At 48.7% G+C, this 18,662-nt stretch carries 14 protein-coding genes; 9 read left to right on the plus strand and 5 right to left on the minus strand.

Annotated elements, in window-relative coordinates; all coding sequences use genetic code 11:
• Window positions 1-10: 10 nt before the first annotated feature.
• The 5 genes from C5O19_RS15635 to C5O19_RS15655 all read right to left on the minus strand — a co-directional run bounded on the left by C5O19_RS15635 (window position 11) and on the right by C5O19_RS15655 (window position 9,186).
• On the minus strand, window positions 11-2,221 hold the full coding sequence (locus C5O19_RS15635) for an alpha-N-acetylglucosaminidase (RefSeq protein WP_104714263.1): 2,211 nt from the start codon (window positions 2,219-2,221) through the stop codon (window positions 11-13).
• 173 nt (window positions 2,222-2,394) lie between these two features.
• Window positions 2,395-4,005 carry a RagB/SusD family nutrient uptake outer membrane protein gene (locus C5O19_RS15640; RefSeq protein ID WP_104714265.1) on the minus strand — a complete coding sequence of 537 codons (1,611 nt, stop codon included), beginning with the start codon at window positions 4,003-4,005 and terminating at the stop codon, window positions 2,395-2,397.
• A 21-nt stretch (window positions 4,006-4,026) separates the two neighbouring features.
• Complete coding sequence (locus tag C5O19_RS15645; protein ID WP_104714268.1) at window positions 4,027-7,458, minus strand: SusC/RagA family TonB-linked outer membrane protein; 3,432 nt, start codon at window positions 7,456-7,458, stop codon at window positions 4,027-4,029.
• Window positions 7,459-7,473: 15 nt separating this feature from the next.
• On the minus strand, window positions 7,474-8,481 hold the full coding sequence (locus tag C5O19_RS15650; RefSeq protein WP_104714270.1) for a FecR family protein: 1,008 nt from the start codon (window positions 8,479-8,481) through the stop codon (window positions 7,474-7,476).
• Window positions 8,482-8,526: 45 nt separating this feature from the next.
• Entirely contained in the window at window positions 8,527-9,186 is a 660-nt protein-coding gene (locus tag C5O19_RS15655) for an RNA polymerase sigma-70 factor (RefSeq protein ID WP_104714272.1), read from the minus strand.
• Window positions 9,187-10,035: 849 nt separating this feature from the next.
• On the opposite strand from C5O19_RS15655, the gene C5O19_RS15660 reads away from it, so the two are divergent.
• The 9 genes from C5O19_RS15660 (at window position 10,036) to C5O19_RS15700 (ending at window position 18,628) form a co-directional block, all read left to right on the plus strand.
• Window positions 10,036-11,130: an NADP-dependent oxidoreductase gene (locus tag C5O19_RS15660; RefSeq protein WP_207766444.1), complete on the plus strand. Its 1,095-nt coding sequence runs from the start codon at window positions 10,036-10,038 to the stop codon at window positions 11,128-11,130.
• 81 nt (window positions 11,131-11,211) lie between these two features.
• The gene (locus tag C5O19_RS15665; RefSeq protein WP_165796038.1) at window positions 11,212-11,526 is read left to right on the plus strand and encodes a putative quinol monooxygenase; all 315 of its coding nucleotides are present in this window, start codon (window positions 11,212-11,214) and stop codon (window positions 11,524-11,526) included.
• 125 nt (window positions 11,527-11,651) lie between these two features.
• On the plus strand, window positions 11,652-12,536 hold the full coding sequence (locus C5O19_RS15670) for a helix-turn-helix domain-containing protein (RefSeq protein WP_104714278.1): 885 nt from the start codon (window positions 11,652-11,654) through the stop codon (window positions 12,534-12,536).
• Between the two features lie 90 nt (window positions 12,537-12,626).
• Window positions 12,627-13,598, plus strand: a complete 972-nt coding sequence (locus tag C5O19_RS15675) for an aldo/keto reductase (protein WP_104714280.1) — start codon at window positions 12,627-12,629, stop codon at window positions 13,596-13,598.
• A gap of 23 nt (window positions 13,599-13,621) precedes the next feature.
• Window positions 13,622-14,434 (plus strand): helix-turn-helix domain-containing protein, encoded by an 813-nt coding sequence (locus C5O19_RS15680; RefSeq protein WP_104714282.1) that lies wholly within the window; start codon window positions 13,622-13,624, stop codon window positions 14,432-14,434.
• Window positions 14,435-14,724: 290 nt separating this feature from the next.
• Window positions 14,725-15,624, plus strand: a complete 900-nt coding sequence (locus C5O19_RS15685; protein WP_104714284.1) for a glycerophosphodiester phosphodiesterase family protein — start codon at window positions 14,725-14,727, stop codon at window positions 15,622-15,624.
• A gap of 297 nt (window positions 15,625-15,921) precedes the next feature.
• Window positions 15,922-16,755 carry a universal stress protein gene (locus C5O19_RS15690; protein WP_104714287.1) on the plus strand — a complete coding sequence of 278 codons (834 nt, stop codon included), beginning with the start codon at window positions 15,922-15,924 and terminating at the stop codon, window positions 16,753-16,755.
• Window positions 16,756-16,765: 10 nt separating this feature from the next.
• Window positions 16,766-17,512, plus strand: coding sequence for an SDR family NAD(P)-dependent oxidoreductase (locus tag C5O19_RS15695; protein ID WP_104714289.1), 747 nt, complete (start codon window positions 16,766-16,768; stop codon window positions 17,510-17,512).
• A gap of 312 nt (window positions 17,513-17,824) precedes the next feature.
• Window positions 17,825-18,628 carry a helix-turn-helix transcriptional regulator gene (locus tag C5O19_RS15700; RefSeq protein WP_104714291.1) on the plus strand — a complete coding sequence of 268 codons (804 nt, stop codon included), beginning with the start codon at window positions 17,825-17,827 and terminating at the stop codon, window positions 18,626-18,628.
• The last annotated feature ends 34 nt before the right edge of the window (window positions 18,629-18,662 follow it).

The raw sequence follows: 18,662 nt of genomic DNA on the forward strand, positions 1-18,662 counted from the left end.
GGACTGGAGATTAGGGACGATAGGCTTGCGATAAACGCTCCCGGTACTTTTTATGCATCGATACGGAAAGCTGAATCGAGTTCCCTTTCTCCTTAGCCGGAAACGGATTTTGTTTTTTCACCCATTGCCACTCCCATTGCCGGATGTGCTGATCGAAGGCCTGAAGGTTCGGCTGTTGATTGGACTGAAGCGACTTCGTCAACAGCTGGAAAAACTGTTCCCAGCGGGGTTTGTAAAAATCGTTCAACAAACCGCTCCACTGCCGATTCGAGTATTCATGCAGGGGGCTATTCGCATCTCCCCACAGCGTAATCAAATCCCGGGCATTTTGTTCGTAGAGGGCTTTTTCCTCGGCATTCGTTCCCCAGCTCCGGGCATCTTTCAGCCAGGGACCGAGCATAAAATCCTTACGGGAAGCCAGTAGCTGGTCCATATCACTAATCAGGTCCAGAAAGTCCTTACTGTAGCGGGCAAAGGCCGCCTGATCTTTTTTCTGATAAGCCGTTTTCCATTGCTTCTGAACAATCAGGGCGTAGTTTGCCAGCACCTGCCGGGTTACATCGACCAAATCATACCGGAACCCGTCACTGTCCACGCCCTGCTGAGCGGCTTCGGTGAACAAATCCCAGGCGGGCAATAGCTCAGCGGGCGGGTAGTTAAGTTTAGTACGCGTCCAAATCGTTGTGGAATCAAACGTAGGTCGTCCCGTAACAATCGATTCGGCTCCATCGCGAATATCTTTGCCATTGTATACTGTGCGGCGTAACACCTGCCAGGCTTCGAGTAATTTAGGATTAGTCGTCCGGTAGCGATTCCGGGCGTACTTAGCCAGCCAGGAGTCCAGTTCAATCGCATCCCGCTGCCAGGTGTGCTGCATCATTAACTCATAAATGACGGGATTTTGCTCAATGGCTTCCATCGTCAAACCAATACCCACCAGCTTGCCCGCTTTCGGATCGTTCAAGTCCTTTGCTGGATTCGCCGCTACGCCTTCCATACGGCCAAAGAGGTTGACATTACCGCCGAAGTTATTGAGCATATTCCAGATCCAGGGTTTGCCGTGAAAGGCTTCCGTACGCTTCCAGACGGGCTCGATTTCAGCGGCCAGGTCCAGCAGAATCATCCCATCGTCGGGTACAGCCTTGAGCAGAGCTTCAATTTGCGGAGCTTTCCAGAATTTACGATCACTGTAAAACAACCAGCCCTGCATAACCCAAACCGCTTTGGGATCCGCCTGACGCATCCCTTCGTAAATCCGCTTGCTCAGCTCGGAAAGGTACGCGGGGTCGTCGGTAGGCGGTTCGTTTTCGTTAAAGGTATCGGCAGAATACAAGTGGTCCGTACCAAAAAGTTTCGTCTGTTTTTCAAGGAATTTCTTACCAATTTCGGCAAACAAAGGATCTTCGGAATCTAGAATGTAGGTATCGGCAAAACCGTTGGTCCAGTTGGTGGCCTTGAGTTTCGCCTGGGGATATTTTTTGCGAAAAGCGGCGGGTACATGTCCCGTGAAGGCGGGCAATACGGGTTTCATACCCAATTCCCGTTCCCGTTTTACAATCTGTTCCTGAAGCGTTTTGTGACTATCCATCCAGCTTTGCGGCAGGGGCCCACCCCAGCCGTCTAGATTTCCCATCCAGAACCACGAAAAATACGCTGGGCCGCTGAAGAAATCCTGTAAATCTTCTTTCGTGAAGCCCATCTCCTTGTAGACTTCATTCCAGGTATACTCCTCTCCGGTAATGGCCAGCGGCATATTAATCCCGTGCAAAGCCATCCAGTCAATTTCGCGTTGCCAGCGAGGCCAGTCCCACCAGCTCATGCTGTAATTGAACGTACAATAGTTGAGGTAATAGCGGTACTGATACGGTGAGCTTTTGCTTACTTTCGTAGGGACCTTGGGTAAGGGTGAGGGCAGATTAAGATTTGTGCCGTTCCAGGTAACCTGGCAATGAGCGTATTCCGTCAGGTAGTGATACAGGGCCGAGGCTACGGCTACGCCGTTATTTCCCCGGAGAACGATTTTCCCTTGGGCACTTTCTACTTCAAAAACATTTTCATCGGAAGCACTGGGTAAAGCCTCCACTGTAAAAGCGGAATGGTGATTGGGAATTACCCGCTGGATCAATTGACGGGAGGCTTGTACATTCAGCTGGGCCCAGGCCGCCGAAATGCTTAGTACACCAGCCAGTAGCAGCGAAGAGCAGGAACGGGATAGATTCATGGTTCAAAAACGTAGCGGGAAAACGGACCGAAGGTCCTCGGACAGCAAACGAATGAAAGGATCTCAAAGCCCTTCATTGCTGTGCAAAAATGGTAGGATAAGTTTTTCAACGAAGAACGACGGATCGTCCTTCGTTGAAAAAACTTGTTTTGATACTAGAAGTCTGTGAAAACCTAGTAGTTACTATTCTGAACGACCGTGCCGCCCGAAGCATCAATTTCGTACTGAGGAATAGGGCGTAATAAATGCTTGGTCGTCAACGAATTATTCAGTTTCGCGTGTGGATTATACGCTAAGGTACGCTCGATGAGCTTGTTGGTCCGTTTCAAATCCATCCAGCGGTTTACCTCACCTACTAATTCCCGGGCCCGCTCGTCGAGAATAAAGTCCAGCGTGATCTGAGCGGGCGTCAGAGCCGTCGTCAGTCCGGACCGCGAACGGAGCGTATTGACTAAACTGGCTGCTTTCGTGGTATTTCCAGATTTTAAATAACCTTCGGCGGCCAGCAGATACGCTTCACCGGCCCGCATCATGATCATGTCGCGAGTACCTAAGGCCGGCTGATCCGCGTACACAAACGGTGCTCCGGGGTTATCAAACTTGCGGAACATCGGGTAATGCACGTTCGTCACCCCATCGTTCGTGAAGTACTGATCAGGGTTGATGACCTTGTAGCGTTTCGCACTGATCTGAGCCTGCGTCCAGGAGGTTTTGGGAAAGTAGATCGCCGTATCACCAATCTTGATCAAACCATCCGTACTTACCTTGTCGGCAATCAGGGCCCGGCGGAACGTGGCTTCTGCCCGCTGGTCTTTATCGTCGAAGAGACTGTAGAAGTAGGGCGTCGGGTTACGACCGATTCCGTTCTGGTACAGAGTGCCCCGCGTCAGGCCGGGATAGTTAAAGTATTCGAACTTGTACAGCATGTGACGCGTATTACCCCAGCCCAGACTGGATGTAACGCTGCCGAACAGATAGGAAAATACCGTCTCCTGGCTTCTCACATTTTCCGTTGAAAATAAACGGGCAAACGAGGATTCGAGCGGGTGATTGGCTACCACCGTTTCTGCCAGACTGATCGAGCGGGTTACATCTTCGCTGACGGCAAAGGTTTTATAACTTCTGGTCAACAGTACCTTCGATAACAGGTGACGTACGGCGTCTTTGGAAACCCGTCCGTATTCGCTGGGTTTGTCCTCTACTTTACTCAGAGCATCTTCCAGATCAGCTACAATGGCCTTATACACTTCTTCTTCGGAAGCCCGGGGAAAGGACGTCTGAGCCGTATTGACCTGCTTCAGTACCAGCGGTACTCCGCCGTAGTTTTCTACCAGGTTGAAATACGCCCAGGCTCTGAAAAACTTGGCCTGTCCGATACCCGAAGTCTTGACGTTTGCCTCAACGCCCTGAATCAGGTCCGCATTGTCGAGTAAGGTGTTCGCCGCCGCAATATTGGCGTACTGATTACCCCAGTATACCTGTAAAGCGTAGGTAGAGGGGTTCAAGTCCACGTAATCATTGAGGGCATCCGTACCCGTGAGCGGACTGCTGCGGGTGACAATATCTGTACCCAGATCTTCCAGCACATATAACATGTCGGAAGCGTAACGGGTGGTGTTGTTCCGGGAAACTTCGTAAACCCGAGCGAGTAACTGATTAAACGTTACAGCGTTTTTACTGGCATCTTCCAGCGTTTGCGACTGCCGGTTGGTTTCATCCAGAAATCCCTGACAGGACATGCCTAAAAACGCTACTGCGAGGGGTAATAATTTATTAATCTTCATCAGAATGCGTGTTTCGATGCTTTAAAAACTTAAGTTCAAACCAGCCATATAGGTCCGCGACATGAAGGCTCCACCCCAGTCGTTACGCGAGGCATTTTCAGGATCCCAACCATCGTATTTAGTGAAGGTGAAGGGGTTCTGAACCGTTGCATACACCCGAAGGCTGCCGATGCGAGCTTTGCTGAGCAGATCAGATGGCAGGCGGTAGCCCAGTGTCATGTAACCGATTTTCACGAAGGATACGTCCATGTACTTGTAGGCACTCGAATAAGTACCACCGTTGCCGGGCTGGAACCAGTTGTTAGTCTGGTTTTCGGGCGTCCAGTAGTCGGTACGGTAGCCATTCCAGAGGCGGGCGGGCTCGTTGTCGTAAGCAAAGGCAAAGGACCGGTGGAAGTTACTAGCGGCCATTGCTCCCTGACTGGTATAGGCAAACACGGAAAGATCGAAATTCTTGTACGTGAAGGAATGCGTCATGCCACCCGTCCATTTTGGAGCGGAGTTACCAATAATCATCCGGTCTTTGCTTTCGGTGATTTGTCCGTCGCCGTCTACGTCAACTACGCGAACCTGTCCGGGTTTTTGACCGTATTTTCTCGCTTCTTCCACCTGATCGGTTCCCCAGATACCATTCGCTTTGAAGTAGTAAAAGGAACCCATCGGCTGGCCGACTTTGTGAATCAACGTCGCTCCCTGCGAACCGAAGATGATTTCGTCGCTGCTTCCGTTGAGTTTAAGCACTTTGTTACGGTTGGCAGCAAAGTTCAGATTCACCGACCAGCGGAATTTGTTTGCATCAATCACGACGGCATTCAAGCCCAGCTCCACACCCCGGTTGCTCGCTTTTCCGATGTTATCATACGTACCGGGAAAGCCCGTTGCCAGGGGTAGCGGACGGAAGAAAATGATGTTATTCGTCGTCCGGTCGTACACATCCAAAGAACCCGTCAGGCGGTTTTTGAAAAGACCAAAGTCAAGCCCTACGTTGATTTCAGCCGTGTGCTCCCAGGTCAGGTTTTTGTTGGCAAGACCCGTGATGAACAGCGTACTCATACTCTGATCATTGATGTTAGTATAGCTCGGTGACAGCAGCGACAAAGAACCCAGCGGAGCCAGACCGCCTCCGGCACCATTGTTCCCCGTCTTACCGTAGCTAAGCCGAAGTTTGGCATCGGAGAAAAGGTTCTGAGATTTCAGGAACCCTTCATCGATCATACGCCAGGCAAAAGCCGCCGAGGGGAAGAAGGCCCACTTGTTACCTTCCGCCAGAATGGAGGAACCATCGTAACGACCCGTTACCGTAAAGATGTACTTGTCTTTCAGGCTGTAATTGATCCGACCCGTAAACGATTCAAGGGTTTGCTTGAGGTACCGACTGGAGTAATTGTTGACCGTAGAACCCGCTCCTAGATTGTAAAACAGATAATCGTCGGAGGAGAAGTTTCTTACTTGCAGGGCATAGGATTCGTTTTGGGCGTTGTACTGCGAATAAACAAACGTCGCATTAATCTTATTATCGTCGTTAATCTTGGTATCGTAATTGACAATGTTGTCCCAGGTATACGAGAAATCCAGGTAGTTTTCCACCTGAGCCCGCGTACTGCTTTGATTACCCACGGAGCTTTTGGTATACTTTCCACGGTACTCACCGTAACGGGTATACTTGATGTTGGGTGAAAACTTGGACGTGAACGTCATACCGGGCATTAACTTCAAACGCACAGCGATGTCGCCCAGATAATTGAGATACTTGGTTTCCCGAATCTCGTTCTCAATATCCAATAAAGGGTTCGTCACCTGCGTTTCCTTCGCCGTTGGGAGGAATTTCAAACTACCATCTTCGTTATACGCTCTTCCGATTGGTTTCAACCGATACGCACTTCGGAAGGCTTCAAAACTTCCCGCATTTTGCGTAGCTACCGTCACATAGTTGTTGTAGCTCAAATTCAACCAGCTCGTCAGGTCACTGCTCAGGTTTCCCCGCAGTGTGTAGCGGTTAAAATCTTCGCCACGCGTCGTACCTTTGTCCTGCGTATAACCAAAACCGATCGCGTACACGGTAGATTTATTACCACCGCTTAAATCCAGGGTATGATTGGTCTGAAAGCCCTTCCGGGTAATCAGGTCGATCCAGTTGGTACTAACGCCGTCGTTGATGTTTTTTAACTCTTCCTCGTTTAAGTAATTGGGGAGGTTAACGTCATTACGGGTAAAATTGTAATTACCCGAAGCGTATTGATTGCCTACCACTACATCTTTCAGGTAATCTACGTAGCCAGTCGTATTGTAAATGGGTGGTAAATGATACACTTCTTTGACACCCACGTAGTTGTTATACCGAACCGTGAGCTTACCACTTTCCCCTTTTTTCGTCTGGATAATCACAACCCCGTTGGTACCCCGCGAACCGTAAATCGCCGTGGCCGACGCATCTTTCAACACGTCCATCCGGTCAATATCAGCTGGGTTCAGAAACGAAATATCATTCACGAAGATACCATCGACGATAAACAGGGGGTTTTGTCCGGGCGTATACCCAGCATTGGCCGCCGTTTCGGTCGTGTGGATGGTACTGGCTCCCCGAATCCGGATGTTGAATCCACCGCTACCGGGTTTGTTATCCGTCCGCTGCACCATCACCCCGGGTACTTGTCCCTGAATGGCCGATGCCGCATCCACGCGGTTTACTTTCTCAATGTTTTTGGAATCGATGGAAGCAACGGCACCCGTGACGTCTGATTTCTTCACGGCTCCGTAACCGATTACGACGATTTCTTCCAGGCTTTTAATGTCCTGTTTGAGCTGAACATCGATGGTCGTACGCGTACCCACGACTACTTCCTCGCTCAGATATCCTACCAGGGAAAAGACCAGAGTGTTACCCGCGTTCTCGGGAATGGTTAGTTTGAAGTTTCCTTCCGCGTCCGTACTATTTCCCCGGGAGGTACCTTTTAGGAGGATGTTCACTCCCGGTAGGCCTTCTCCTTTTTCATCGGTTACTTTACCCGTAATAACCTGGTCCTGTACTTCCAGACTCACTTGTTGTGTAGCCACCGGACTACTGGGACGGGCGGACGTCTGCGGTAATTCCCGCTCCGTCGTTTTGTCCAGACGTTGTCCGACAATCAGATACGCACCGTCCTTCGCCTTGCGGTAATGAAGACCGGAGTTTTTCAGCACCCGGTCCAGATTTTCCTCCAGGCTGGCTTTGGGATCGAGAGCCGTTTTAGGTACCGTCAGACCCTGCACCAGTTGATCGCCGAAAAGAATATCAACGCCAAACCGCTCTTTTAGCTCATGCAATACATCCTTAAGTTTCCGTTGGGAGGTATTTTTTAGCTGAAGCGAGGACTGCCACTCCGTCGGTGACAGCAAAGGACTAGCGGGCTGGCCAGGTAAAGCCAGGCAAACCACTAGCCCCCACGTGTGTAGGCTAGTAAAAAAAAGAGACATACGGAGATAGAGGGATTATGTGAGAGAAGTAGATTGTAAAATAATTTCTTTGTCCTGATGGATGATACGTAAGTTCAGTACTTCGGCGATAATGCTGAGTAGCTCTTCGGCACTTTCGGCCGGATAGGCTCCTGACAAGGTAAGGGCAGCGGTTCGGGATTCGGGGATACGCAGGACGATCCCAAAATTTTCTTCAAAAAGGTACGTCAGCTCCTGAAGGGACGTTTCCTTAAAAACGTAGCGGTGTTCACGCCAGCTGGAAAAATGATGGCTCCGATCCCATTTTTTAAGCTGAACGTTGCCTTTTGAGGGAAGCTTTACCAGATCACCGGGTTTAAGTCGGACGGCATCCCCTTTGTTACCCTGTTTCTGGTAATGAAATTCGACGCTGCCCTGGAGTAAAGCTACTTCGGTGGCCCGGGAACGCGTGAAAAGGTTAAACTCCGTACCCAATACGACTACTTCCGAACCATGATCCGTTTTTACGACGAAAGGCTGATCATCTGGGGTATGCGTAATAGAAAAGAGGGCCTCTCCTTCAAGTTTCACTAGCCGACGCTTTCCCCAGAAGCCGAAACGCGGTACTTGCAGTGTGGAATTGGCATTCAGCGTTACGCGGCTACCGTCGGTCAGTTGTACTACTTTGATTTGTCCATACCCCGTAGCGTAACGTTGGTTCAGTAAGCGATCCTGGTAGAAGTATCCCAGTAAAACCAGAATGGACGCCGCAATGGAAGGAAGCAGCCACTTCAAATAGTTACTCCAACGATCTTTATTTTCGGGTTCGGCTTTTAAAAACGTAGGTCTTTGATCATTGTACAGAAAATCTTTAAACTGACTGTACGCTTTTTCCTCATCCGGGTGGTATTGCAGGTGTGAACGTTCCCATTCCTGCAACCACTCGTAAAATAATTCTTCGTTTTGTGGGTTCTGACTCCACGCTTCGATTTGCTTTCGCTGCAAAACCGTCGCTTTGCCCGAAAAGAAATCAAAGATGAGCTGTTTATTAATGAGTGGATTCATGGTACGGATGTTATTGAGCAAGGCAGAAAGGAACGTCAGGCAACCTTAGTGAATAAAGAATATTCCTAAAAGGAGCTGGAACCAGCGGGATTTCAGCATTTCTCGAATGGTCTGGTTGGCCAGGCGAATTTGTACTTCGATGGTACGAACGGACAGGCCCAACTCAGCAGCGATTTCTGCGTACTTTCTGCCTTCAAAACGGTACATCAGGTAAATCTTCCGACGTTGTACGGGCAGGGAATCAATGGCTTTTTCTACATCCTGATACAATTCATCGTATTGAGTGAGTGCATCCGGTTGCTGACTATGTTCGCTCAGGTAAGCTTCCGCCTCTTCAATAGGTACATCTCGCTGAAAGGACTGCCGAATGTAGTTGTAAGCCCGGTTGCGTACCGTTTTAAAGAGATAAGCCCGGTACGAACTGGTAATCGTCGAAAAAACCTGTTTTTCATAGAATTGGCAGAACACTTCAGCGACCAGATCCTCAGCAACCGACTTGGATCCTACAAAACGTACGGCGTGACTGCACAGCTCCACGTAGTGCCGACGAAAAAGTATTTCACAACCTAGCCTTGGATTGGTCTCGAAGGTTTTTCGGGTGAAAAGCTCCTGATCAGAGCTTTTTAACGGCTCATGTTCCGTTTCATCGGCCGGAGAAACGGGATCAGTCGTTAGAAAAGAGTTCCAAGTGCTAGCTAGCTGCATAGAATCTTACATTATCGGTATGCCAAGTGGTGACAATTCAGGGGGAAGACACGGGAGCCCTAAAAATCCCTTAAGCCAAACTGGAAAATTTTTATATTTTTTTTTAACTCCTTCTGTAAGAGTTAAAAATCTGCTTAAACCTAGCAAAAAAGAAGGTGTCGTGGCGGCGTTTTACAAAAAGAAGGAACAAATATAATATAAATCCTTAGCAAGTCGCTCCATATAATTGAGAGGTAAAAATGGTTGCTACCACTTTTTTATTAGATCATTTTAAATTATAGTTCAAAGAGCTTTATTCGTTATGGTTCTCTTGTAAAAGGCTAATGTATTAGGTCTTTATGAAAAAAATTATAAAACGGCATTGATAGATAATACGCTATGTAGCGTTTTGAAAAGATTTTCCAAAGAAGCGAACTTAGAATAATACTATTTTTAATCAGTTCTTCTTTTATAGCTTAAAGACGGCAAAAGCTTGGGTTGTTCGTTAATAGGGCTATTAACCTAAGAGCTTTTTAGCGGAGGGGGGTTATCTTCAAGTAAAAGTAATTGGTTGATCGTTCACAGTTATTAGTATATAGTCTAACCTCTTCATGGAATGCATATGGACTAAAAGACCAGCCGTATCTACGGGACGAAATACTGATTTTGTAAAACATTCCAGAAGCCTATTTATCCTAGTAAGAGAAACGAATACGTAAAATAACTACTCCCACTACCCCTTACTTGATATTCATACTTTTTGGTTTGAATCCTGTTTTTTGCCGAAGTCCCCAGAGGTGACCTTTGTCGGGACGATTGCACCTCCTTGAAAGGGGCATGTCAACGAACCATTCAACGAAAAGGAATAGCATGAAAGTCGAAAACATAGCCGTGGATATCTACTCTGAATCATCTAATACAGCATTGTCCCAGCAAACAGAAACAAACCCACCCCTTACCATGCGGGCCATTCGCCTACATGCGTTCGGTGGACCCGAAGTGTTGCGGTATGAAGAAGCACCCCTACCCGAGCTAGCACCTGGTGAAGTACTCGTCCGCGTGCATGCAGTGGGGCTCAATCCTCCGGATTGGTACTTACGCGATGGGTACCGAGCACTTCCCCCGGAATGGCGTCCGCAGGTGCCTTTCCCCATTATTTTAGGTACGGATCTCTCAGGAATAATTACAGCAGTGGCGGAGGACGTGACGGACTTTTCCCTGGGCGATGAGGTGTACGCCATGGTTCGTTTTTTCAGCGTGGGTGAAAGTAGGGCCTACGCCGAATATGTCACGGTACCCGCGTCAGAACTGGCCCGCAAACCCACCCGCTTGGATCATGTACACGCGGCGGCAGCACCGATGTCGCTACTTACGGCGTGGCAGTACCTGGTTGAAGTAGGCCACGATTTCCCTAACCCCCTGCAATCTACTCCGCACGTACCCGTGCCATTAGCCGGAAAGACGGTACTGGTCAACGGTGCTGCGGGCGGCGTTGGTCACTTGGCCGTACAGATTGCCAAACTGAAAGGAGCACACGTCATCGCCGTTGCTTCGGGTGAGCACGAGTCGCTGCTGCGTGAACTGGGTCCAGACGAATTCATTGATTACACAAAAACGCCTCCTGAAGAGCTGGTGCATGACCTTGATCTGGTACTGGATACCCTCGGCGGTCCGACTACGAGTCGTTTTTTGCGGACGCTCAAGCGGGGCGGAGCTTTGTTTCCCGTGTATCCCCTAGGGTTTTCCGGTACTGAAGAGGCCGAGAAAGGGGGTGTTACCGTCTCGGCCGTGCAGGTCCGTTCGAACGGGGCTCAACTGGCCGAGCTGGCGACCTTGCTCGATGAGGGCAAAATTCGCGTCGTCATCGACAGTACTTTTCCGCTGGCTGATGCCCGAAAGGCTCATGAAAGAGCCGAACGTGGTCACATCCAGGGCAAGATTGTACTTACCGTCGCGGAAGTCTAGAAGCTCCAGGTCTGGTACTCACACCGTCGTACGGTACTGGGTTATCAAAGAAACCATTTTTCCGACTTAATGTATCCGTCTATGAATTCCTCCGACGAATCTCACCTTATCATTACCATACAGAGCAAACCTGAGCACCAAACCCAAATCCGGGAGCTTTTGCTCGCTCAGGTGGACCCGATCCGTAGGGAAGCCGGCTGTCTGTACTACAACCTTTTTCAGCCAACTGAAGACTTGCATACCTTCATTATCCTAACGGGCTGGGCTACTAAGGAAGCCTTAGATGTACATCAGTCCCAACCGCAGGCCATCCGTGTAGTCGGGCAATTGACCCCACTGCTGGCCCGTCCTATTCAGAGCCTCTCCACACGGCGATTGAGCGAGAATCCGGTTTGATGCTTACCAATGGATCACTGGTGGAAACCTCATTAGTGATCTATTTCAGGCTTGATCGTTCTTAGAAGATTCTTAGACCGCCATCTGGGATAATAATGATTATTTGATTTTCGTAGTTTTACTGAATGATCGACTCTCCCATTTCACCCCTTGAGCTGAATACCACGGACCTGGCGTTAAAAGGCTTCAAGGTATATGCGGTAGACCATCTCTGTACCATGAAGCCTCAACTCAGTCGGCGTGACTTTTATAAGGTTACGCTGATGACTACGAAGTCGCGGCTTCACTATGCCCACGAAAGTCTGGAACTTGACGGTACCTACCTGTTTTTTACCAATCCGCACATTCCCTATACCATGGAAAGGCTCGCGGAAGATGATCAGGGTTACGCCTGTCTCTTTACCGAGGAATTTATCAAGTCGCTTGACCGCCTGGAGAGCCTACAACACTCGCCCTTTTTTAAAATCGGCAGTACCCCACTCTTTCCCCTTAATGAGGAGCAGGCCCGGTTTATGCGAAACATTTTTCAGAAGATGCTGGAGGAGCAGCAAGCCGACTATGCGTTTAAAGGTGAACTGATTCGCACCTATATCCAACTCGTGATTCACGAAGCCCTGCATTTAGAACCCGCGAAAACTTTCTTTCAGCCCAGAAACGCTTCCTCCCGCCTTGCCTCCCTGTTTTTAGAAGTGCTGGAACAGCTCTTTCCTCTGGAAAACCCGCAGCAGACCTTACCGCTAAAAACGGCTCAGGAGTTTGCGGATCGGCTGTCCGTACACGTAAACCACCTGAACCGGGCGGTGAAGGAAGTCACGGGCAAACCCACAAGTACGCACATCACCAACCGCATTACCGACGAAGCCAAAGCCCTGTTGCAACATACGAACTGGAGTGTGGCGGAAATCGCCTATAGTCTGGGCTTTGCTTACCCGACCTATTTCAACAACTTTTTCAAGAAACATACGGGTTATACGCCATTGGCTTTTCGGAAGGGGGCCAGCAAGGGCTGATCCGTACAGACAAGTTTTTTGAGCCGTAGAGGAAATAAAGGATCATGGAACCGTACCGACTTTTGTCATGTCAAATCAAAAACAAATACGATGACAACGATATCCCAAATCAAACTCGGTAAGGAAGGCCCCTTGGTTTCTAAACTCGGCTTAGGCTGTATGCGTATGTCGTCGGTATGGGGAAGCCCAACTCCTGACGAAACGGAAAGTCTGGCGACCATTCAACTGGCCTTGGACAGCGGTATTAACTTTCTCAACACCGGAGACTTCTATGGTAGCGGTCACAACGAAATCCTGGTAGGAAAAGCCATCAAAGGCCGACGCGATGAGGCTTTCATTAGTGTGAAATTCGGAGCGATTTTCTATAACGGCCAATGGATCGGACTGGATCTGCGTCCCATCGCCATCAAAAACTTTATCAACTATTCGTTAGTACGACTGGGGATTGATACCATCGATCTGTACCAGCCTTGCCGACTGGATGACAGCGTTCCGGTAGAAGACGTGATTGGAACCGTAGCCGACCTGATCAAAGAAGGCAAGGTTCGCCACTTGGGTGTTTCGGAAATTACGGCGGATCAGTTACGCAAAGCCCATAGCGTATATCCGGTAACGGCTCTGGAAATTGGCTACTCCCTGGCGGATCGTCAGATTGAAAGCGACCTGCTCCCGACGGCCAAGGAATTGGGCATTGGCGTAGTGGCCTTTGCCAATACGGCGGAAGGCTTACTTACCGGAACCATGAATGCTCCCCTTCCTGCCGACGATTACCACAACCACTTCTCGCGTTTTCAGGGAGAAAATCTGCTCAAGAATCTGGAAAAGGTTGAGGTGTTGAAACAACTAGCTCAGGATAAAGGCTGTACGCCCACGCAGCTAGCGATTGCCTGGGTCAATGCTCAGGGCGAATCTATTATGCCCCTGGTAAGTATGAGTCGACGGTCCCGGCTTCCCGAAAACCTCGCGGCGATGTCTATTGACTTTACCCCCGAGGAGATGCACACGCTCAACACCACGTTTGCACCGGGTGCGATTCTGGGCAGTACTTACCTGCAACGATAGATTCATTTTACTAGCTTTACTCCGTGAGGAATCCAACTGAATTATTTCCGGGACTGATTTTCTTCTCGTATTTATCCAAGCTGAAGAAGGAGAAAGTGGCCTTTCTTGAACACAACACCCTGGTATTTGTGGTTTCGGGTCATTTCGCCATGCAAACGGCTCATCAGCACATCGCGATGAATCGGGGTGAGGTACTGCTGATTCAAAAAAATCAGTTAGCAGAAATCACAAAAATGCCCTTGGAAGGCGAAGATTATCAGACCATTGTAATCAGACTACCGGAAGATGTTCTGCGAACTATCGCTCTGGAAGAGCAATGGGAAAGTAACCGAAAGTACGCAGGTCCGGCCAATCTCTTGATTCCGACAAACGATTTTCTGCGGGCTTTTTTTCAGTCCATTATTCCATACGTTCGTCATCCGGAAGAAAAAATAACGCACACGCTGGGTATGCTCAAAGTAAAGGAGGCAGTACACCTCCTCCTTTACACATTACCCGAACTCCGGGAGTTTTTGTTTGATTTTTCGGAACCTTACAAGATGGATCTGGAAAAATTCATGCTTACGAACTTTCACTACAACGTTCCCGTCGAAAAATTCGCCCGACTGACGGGACGGAGTCTAGCCGGGTTCAAACGTGATTTCCAGAAAACCTTCGGGATGGCTCCCCGGCATTGGTTACAGGAGCGAAGATTAACGGAAGCCCGGCACCTGATCGAATCCAAGCACAGGAAACCTTCGACTATCTACCTTGACTTAGGTTTTGAAAGCCTTTCGCATTTTTCTCACGCCTTTAAAAAGAAATTTGGCAAAGCTCCTACTGAATGGAGTGTATAGAAGAGCGACTACCTTAAAGGCACAAAAGTCTTTGTATCCGATTTCTTTTGTTTCATACCTACCGGTTTATGCGTATTGATAATGGACTATACCCGTAACTACTTAGAGCATTTTGCGGCTTATCTAGTTGTTGAAAAAGATGTTATCATATTGTGAAGTATACGGATGAAGCGTGCAGGCAGAGCAGCTAAGCTCTAATTTCGGGACAATTGCGGGAATGTATCCAGTCAGCGTAAAAAACGCGTGTATAGAATCCCGTCATCCCAAGAAACAATAGTTACTTCCTCCCTATGCTTCGTTTTACCTTCCTTTTCTGGCTCCTTGCTTTTTCGGTTCAGGGGCAAACCCGGCCCGTACAGGACATTATTCGTCAATTACACAATCCTAAGTCTGCGGAAGTATTGGTCGTAGCTCACCGGGGCGATTGGCGGTATGCCCCCGAAAACTCCGTACTTAGCCTCGAACACGCCATTCAAATGGGCGTTGATATTGTCGAAATTGATCTGAAGAAAACCAAAGACGGGGTACTGATTCTCTTACACGATGCTACGCTCAATCGTACCACTACCGGCCACGGCAAACCCAGTGAGTATACTTGGGCTGAACTCCAGCAGCTTACCCTTAAAAATGAGCATGGTGGACCGACCCGCCAAAAGATCATGACCTTCGAAGACTGCATGAAACGAGCCAAGGGTCGGGTCATGATCAATATTGATAAAGGCTACGAGTACTTTAAAGAAGCCTACCAAATTCTGGAGGCAACGGGTACGATTGATCACGCCATTATTAAAGCCGGGAAAACCTACGAAGAGGTAAAAGCCGAAAACGGAGATCTACTGGGTGGAAAGCTAGCGTTTATGCCGATTGTGAACCTGGCAAAGCCCGAGGCTCAGTCGGTGATTGAATCCTACGAAAAGCATCTAAAACCCGTTGCGTATGAACTTAACTTCGCAACCGATAGTGTTCTGCTTCATTCGAATTATCAGTCTATTCCTAAAAGCGGCTCCAAAATCTGGCTCAATAGCCTTTGGGCTAGTTTAAATGGTGGGCACGATGACGAGAAAAGTATCGAAGAAAACGATCCTGAAGCGGGTTGGGGCTGGTTGATTGCCCACGGAGCTACCCTCATTCAAACCGACCGACCCCAGGAATTGCTGGCTTACCTTCGAAAAAAAGGATTACACCCTTAAACTCTTTATCCTACATTAGACCTAATGCTTCATTGCTACTGGTAATAAACGCATTCAACACCTCTTGCTAAACGCTAATTTTTACCCTAAATGGGTTACTCTTTTAAGTTAAAAGCAAAAACAGAGGAGAACGTACTAGAGGAAGCCTAGGACTTTTAGAACAATATCAATCCGTTCCTTAGAATAAAAATATCAACTGATAAAAGGTGATTTCAATCAGTTAAAACTCCCGCTTAGCTCAGCCCATGTTTCTAAGGAAACCGCGTACTTTGAGCCGTCAAACCAAGCTGCGATGCCATGAAAACAATTCTGGTTCCGACGGATCTAAGTCCTATTTCATTACAGGCTTTAGAAAGGGCCGCTGAGCTGACTCGGACGTACTCAGCCCGAATTCTGCTGCTTCATACCGTAATAGATGAAGACCTGACGTATTTATCTTCCGCAGACTCGACGTTAGAATTCTCCGAGGACTTATTACCAGCGTTCGAAAAAGCCCGTCACCGCGACGAAGCTCAGCTAAAAGCCTTACTGAGCGACCCTTTGTATCAGGGGATCGAAATTCAGATTGAGGTGGGTAAAACGCTAAAGGGCTTCCTCGACTGCCTGTCGGATTATAACCCTGACCTGATTATCATGGCCTCGGAAGGGGCGTCGGGCCTCAAAGCTTGGACGGAGGGTTCACACGCAGGAGCGGTTATGCGGCAAGCCTGTTGTCCCGTATTAATCTTAAAAGAACCCATCAAACCGTTTCATCCCGAGCGAATCGTAACGGCCATTGATGTGGACAACCGAATACCCACTACCCTACCCAAACCTTTTTTTATGGGTACCCGCGAATGGGACGATTACCTGTTTGTGATGAAGCCCTTTGATACCCGTTCAGAGGAAGAAATCAAGCAGTTGATGACCGCTTGGGACGAAAACCAGCCGCTGGATACTTCCCGTTTACACATTATCCGCCATTCCTCCAGTGCTACCGGTATTCTGGAATACGCTGCGAAAGTCTCCGCCGATTTAGTAGTGCTGTTTACGCACGCCCGGAAAGGAATCCAGCATTTTCTCTACGGCAGTGTGGCCGAATCCGTACTAAACCGGGCCGAGCTACCCGTTTTAATTATTCATCTATCTTAATTCATTACTTATGGAAAAGTTATTTCAAGGAAAAACGGCCTTAGTTACGGGTGCCGCTTCGGGTATCGGTAAAGCCGTAGCCCTGCTATATAGTCAGTACGGAGCTCAGGTTATGGTATCGGACCTCTCCGATGGGCAGGCCGTGGTTGAGGAAATAACCGCCGCTGGCGGAACAGCCCAGTTCTACCAAGCCGATGTAGCCGACCCCCGGCAATGCCAGCAATTGGTACAGGAAACCATTAATCGGTTCGGACGACTGGACTTTGCTTGTAATAATGCCGGTATTGGCGGCGAATTGAACGCTACCGCCGATTATTCGCTAGAGGGCTGGCAAAAAATTATGGATGTAAACCTCAATAGTGTATTCTATTGCATGAAATACGAGCTGGAAGCGATGCGGGTCCAAGGCTCGGGATCGATTGTAAACATGGGTTCCATTTTAAGTCAGGTAGGTACCGCTCACTCGCCCGGGTACGTAGCGGCAAAACATGCCGTAGTAGGCTTGACGCAAACGGCGGCCTTGGAATACGCCTCCAAGGGTATCCGCATCAACACGGTTGGCCCGGCTTACATTGATACGCCCCTACTTAAAAACTTACCGTCCGAAGCCCGGCAAATGCTGATTGGGATGCATCCGATAGGTAGACTGGGACGTTCGGAAGAAGTCGCTGAATTAGTCATTTGGCTGTCCTCCGACAAAGCCTCCTTCGTGACCGGAGCGTATTATCCCGTAGACGGCGGATATTTGGCTCAGTAATCTTCTTGATCGTAGCTTAATAAAGCTCATAACATTGCTCTAAAAGCTTCTTCCGGGAAGCTTTTAGAGCAATGTTCTATTTATACGTTACTAGTGCTACTCGTCGAAATCATTTTACGACGCTTGCTTCCTGTTCCATACCTAAGGCTTCAATAGGCTTTTATTACCGGAACGTCGGGTTGTCCAGTCGCTACTTTGATCACGAAGATTTTTAATTTTCTTTTCGTTCTCGTACCATTCTTAGAAAAAAATGGTATTGTTACGTACACCAACGCGTGTACGCCTCTTCACCTACGCTCCTGATTCTCTGGCATGAACGCTCTACCCACGGGTCAATTTTACGGACAGACCAATCAAAAACTTCAAGTGGGCCATCTAACGCTCACGGATACCGAATACACGCATCCCTGGGTGGATTGGCATTACCACGAAAACGCTTACTTTACGTTCATTTTACAGGGTAAGGTTTTAGAAGGGAACCGGAAAGAAAGGTACACCTGTACCGCCGGTAGCCTGCTGTTTCACCACTGGCAGGAGGCTCATTACAATCAAAAACCCGAAGGCTACACGCGGGGCTTTCACGTCGAGCTAAACGCCGATTGGTTTCAATCGTACGAGATAAAGCCTTTGCAGGGCAGTATCGACATTCAACATCCGCAGGCAAAACGACTCATGTACAACCTCGTCAAAGAAGCCAAACGCCACGCTTCCTACACGCCCCTGGCCATGGAGGCTTTACTGATTGAGCTGTTTGGTGAGCTTACACAGACCTCTAATCGCTTGTACATTCGGGAGCCTGTCTGGGTTAAGCAGCTACGGGAACTCTTACACGATGCTCCGGAAGAACCCTGGACGCTCAATCAACTAGCCGAGCACCTCGCCCTCCATCCCGTTTATCTCTGCCGGGAAATGCCTCGCTATTTCAACTGTCGTTTTGGGGAGTACCTCCGGATGATCCGACTTCAAAAAGCCTTACCCTTGCTCCTTAAGCAAGGCTTATCGCTGACGCACATTGCATTGGATTGCGGTTTTGCCGATCAGAGTCACTTCATTCGCTCTTTTCGGAACCAGTATGAGCTTACGCCCTTTGCGTACCGAAAACTTTTTGTCGGGTAAGGTTAATTGGGTTCTATTTCCGGCTTGATTCAGG

This window comes from Siphonobacter curvatus (genome assembly GCF_002943425.1).
GTDB lineage: Bacteria > Bacteroidota > Bacteroidia > Cytophagales > Spirosomataceae > Siphonobacter > Siphonobacter curvatus.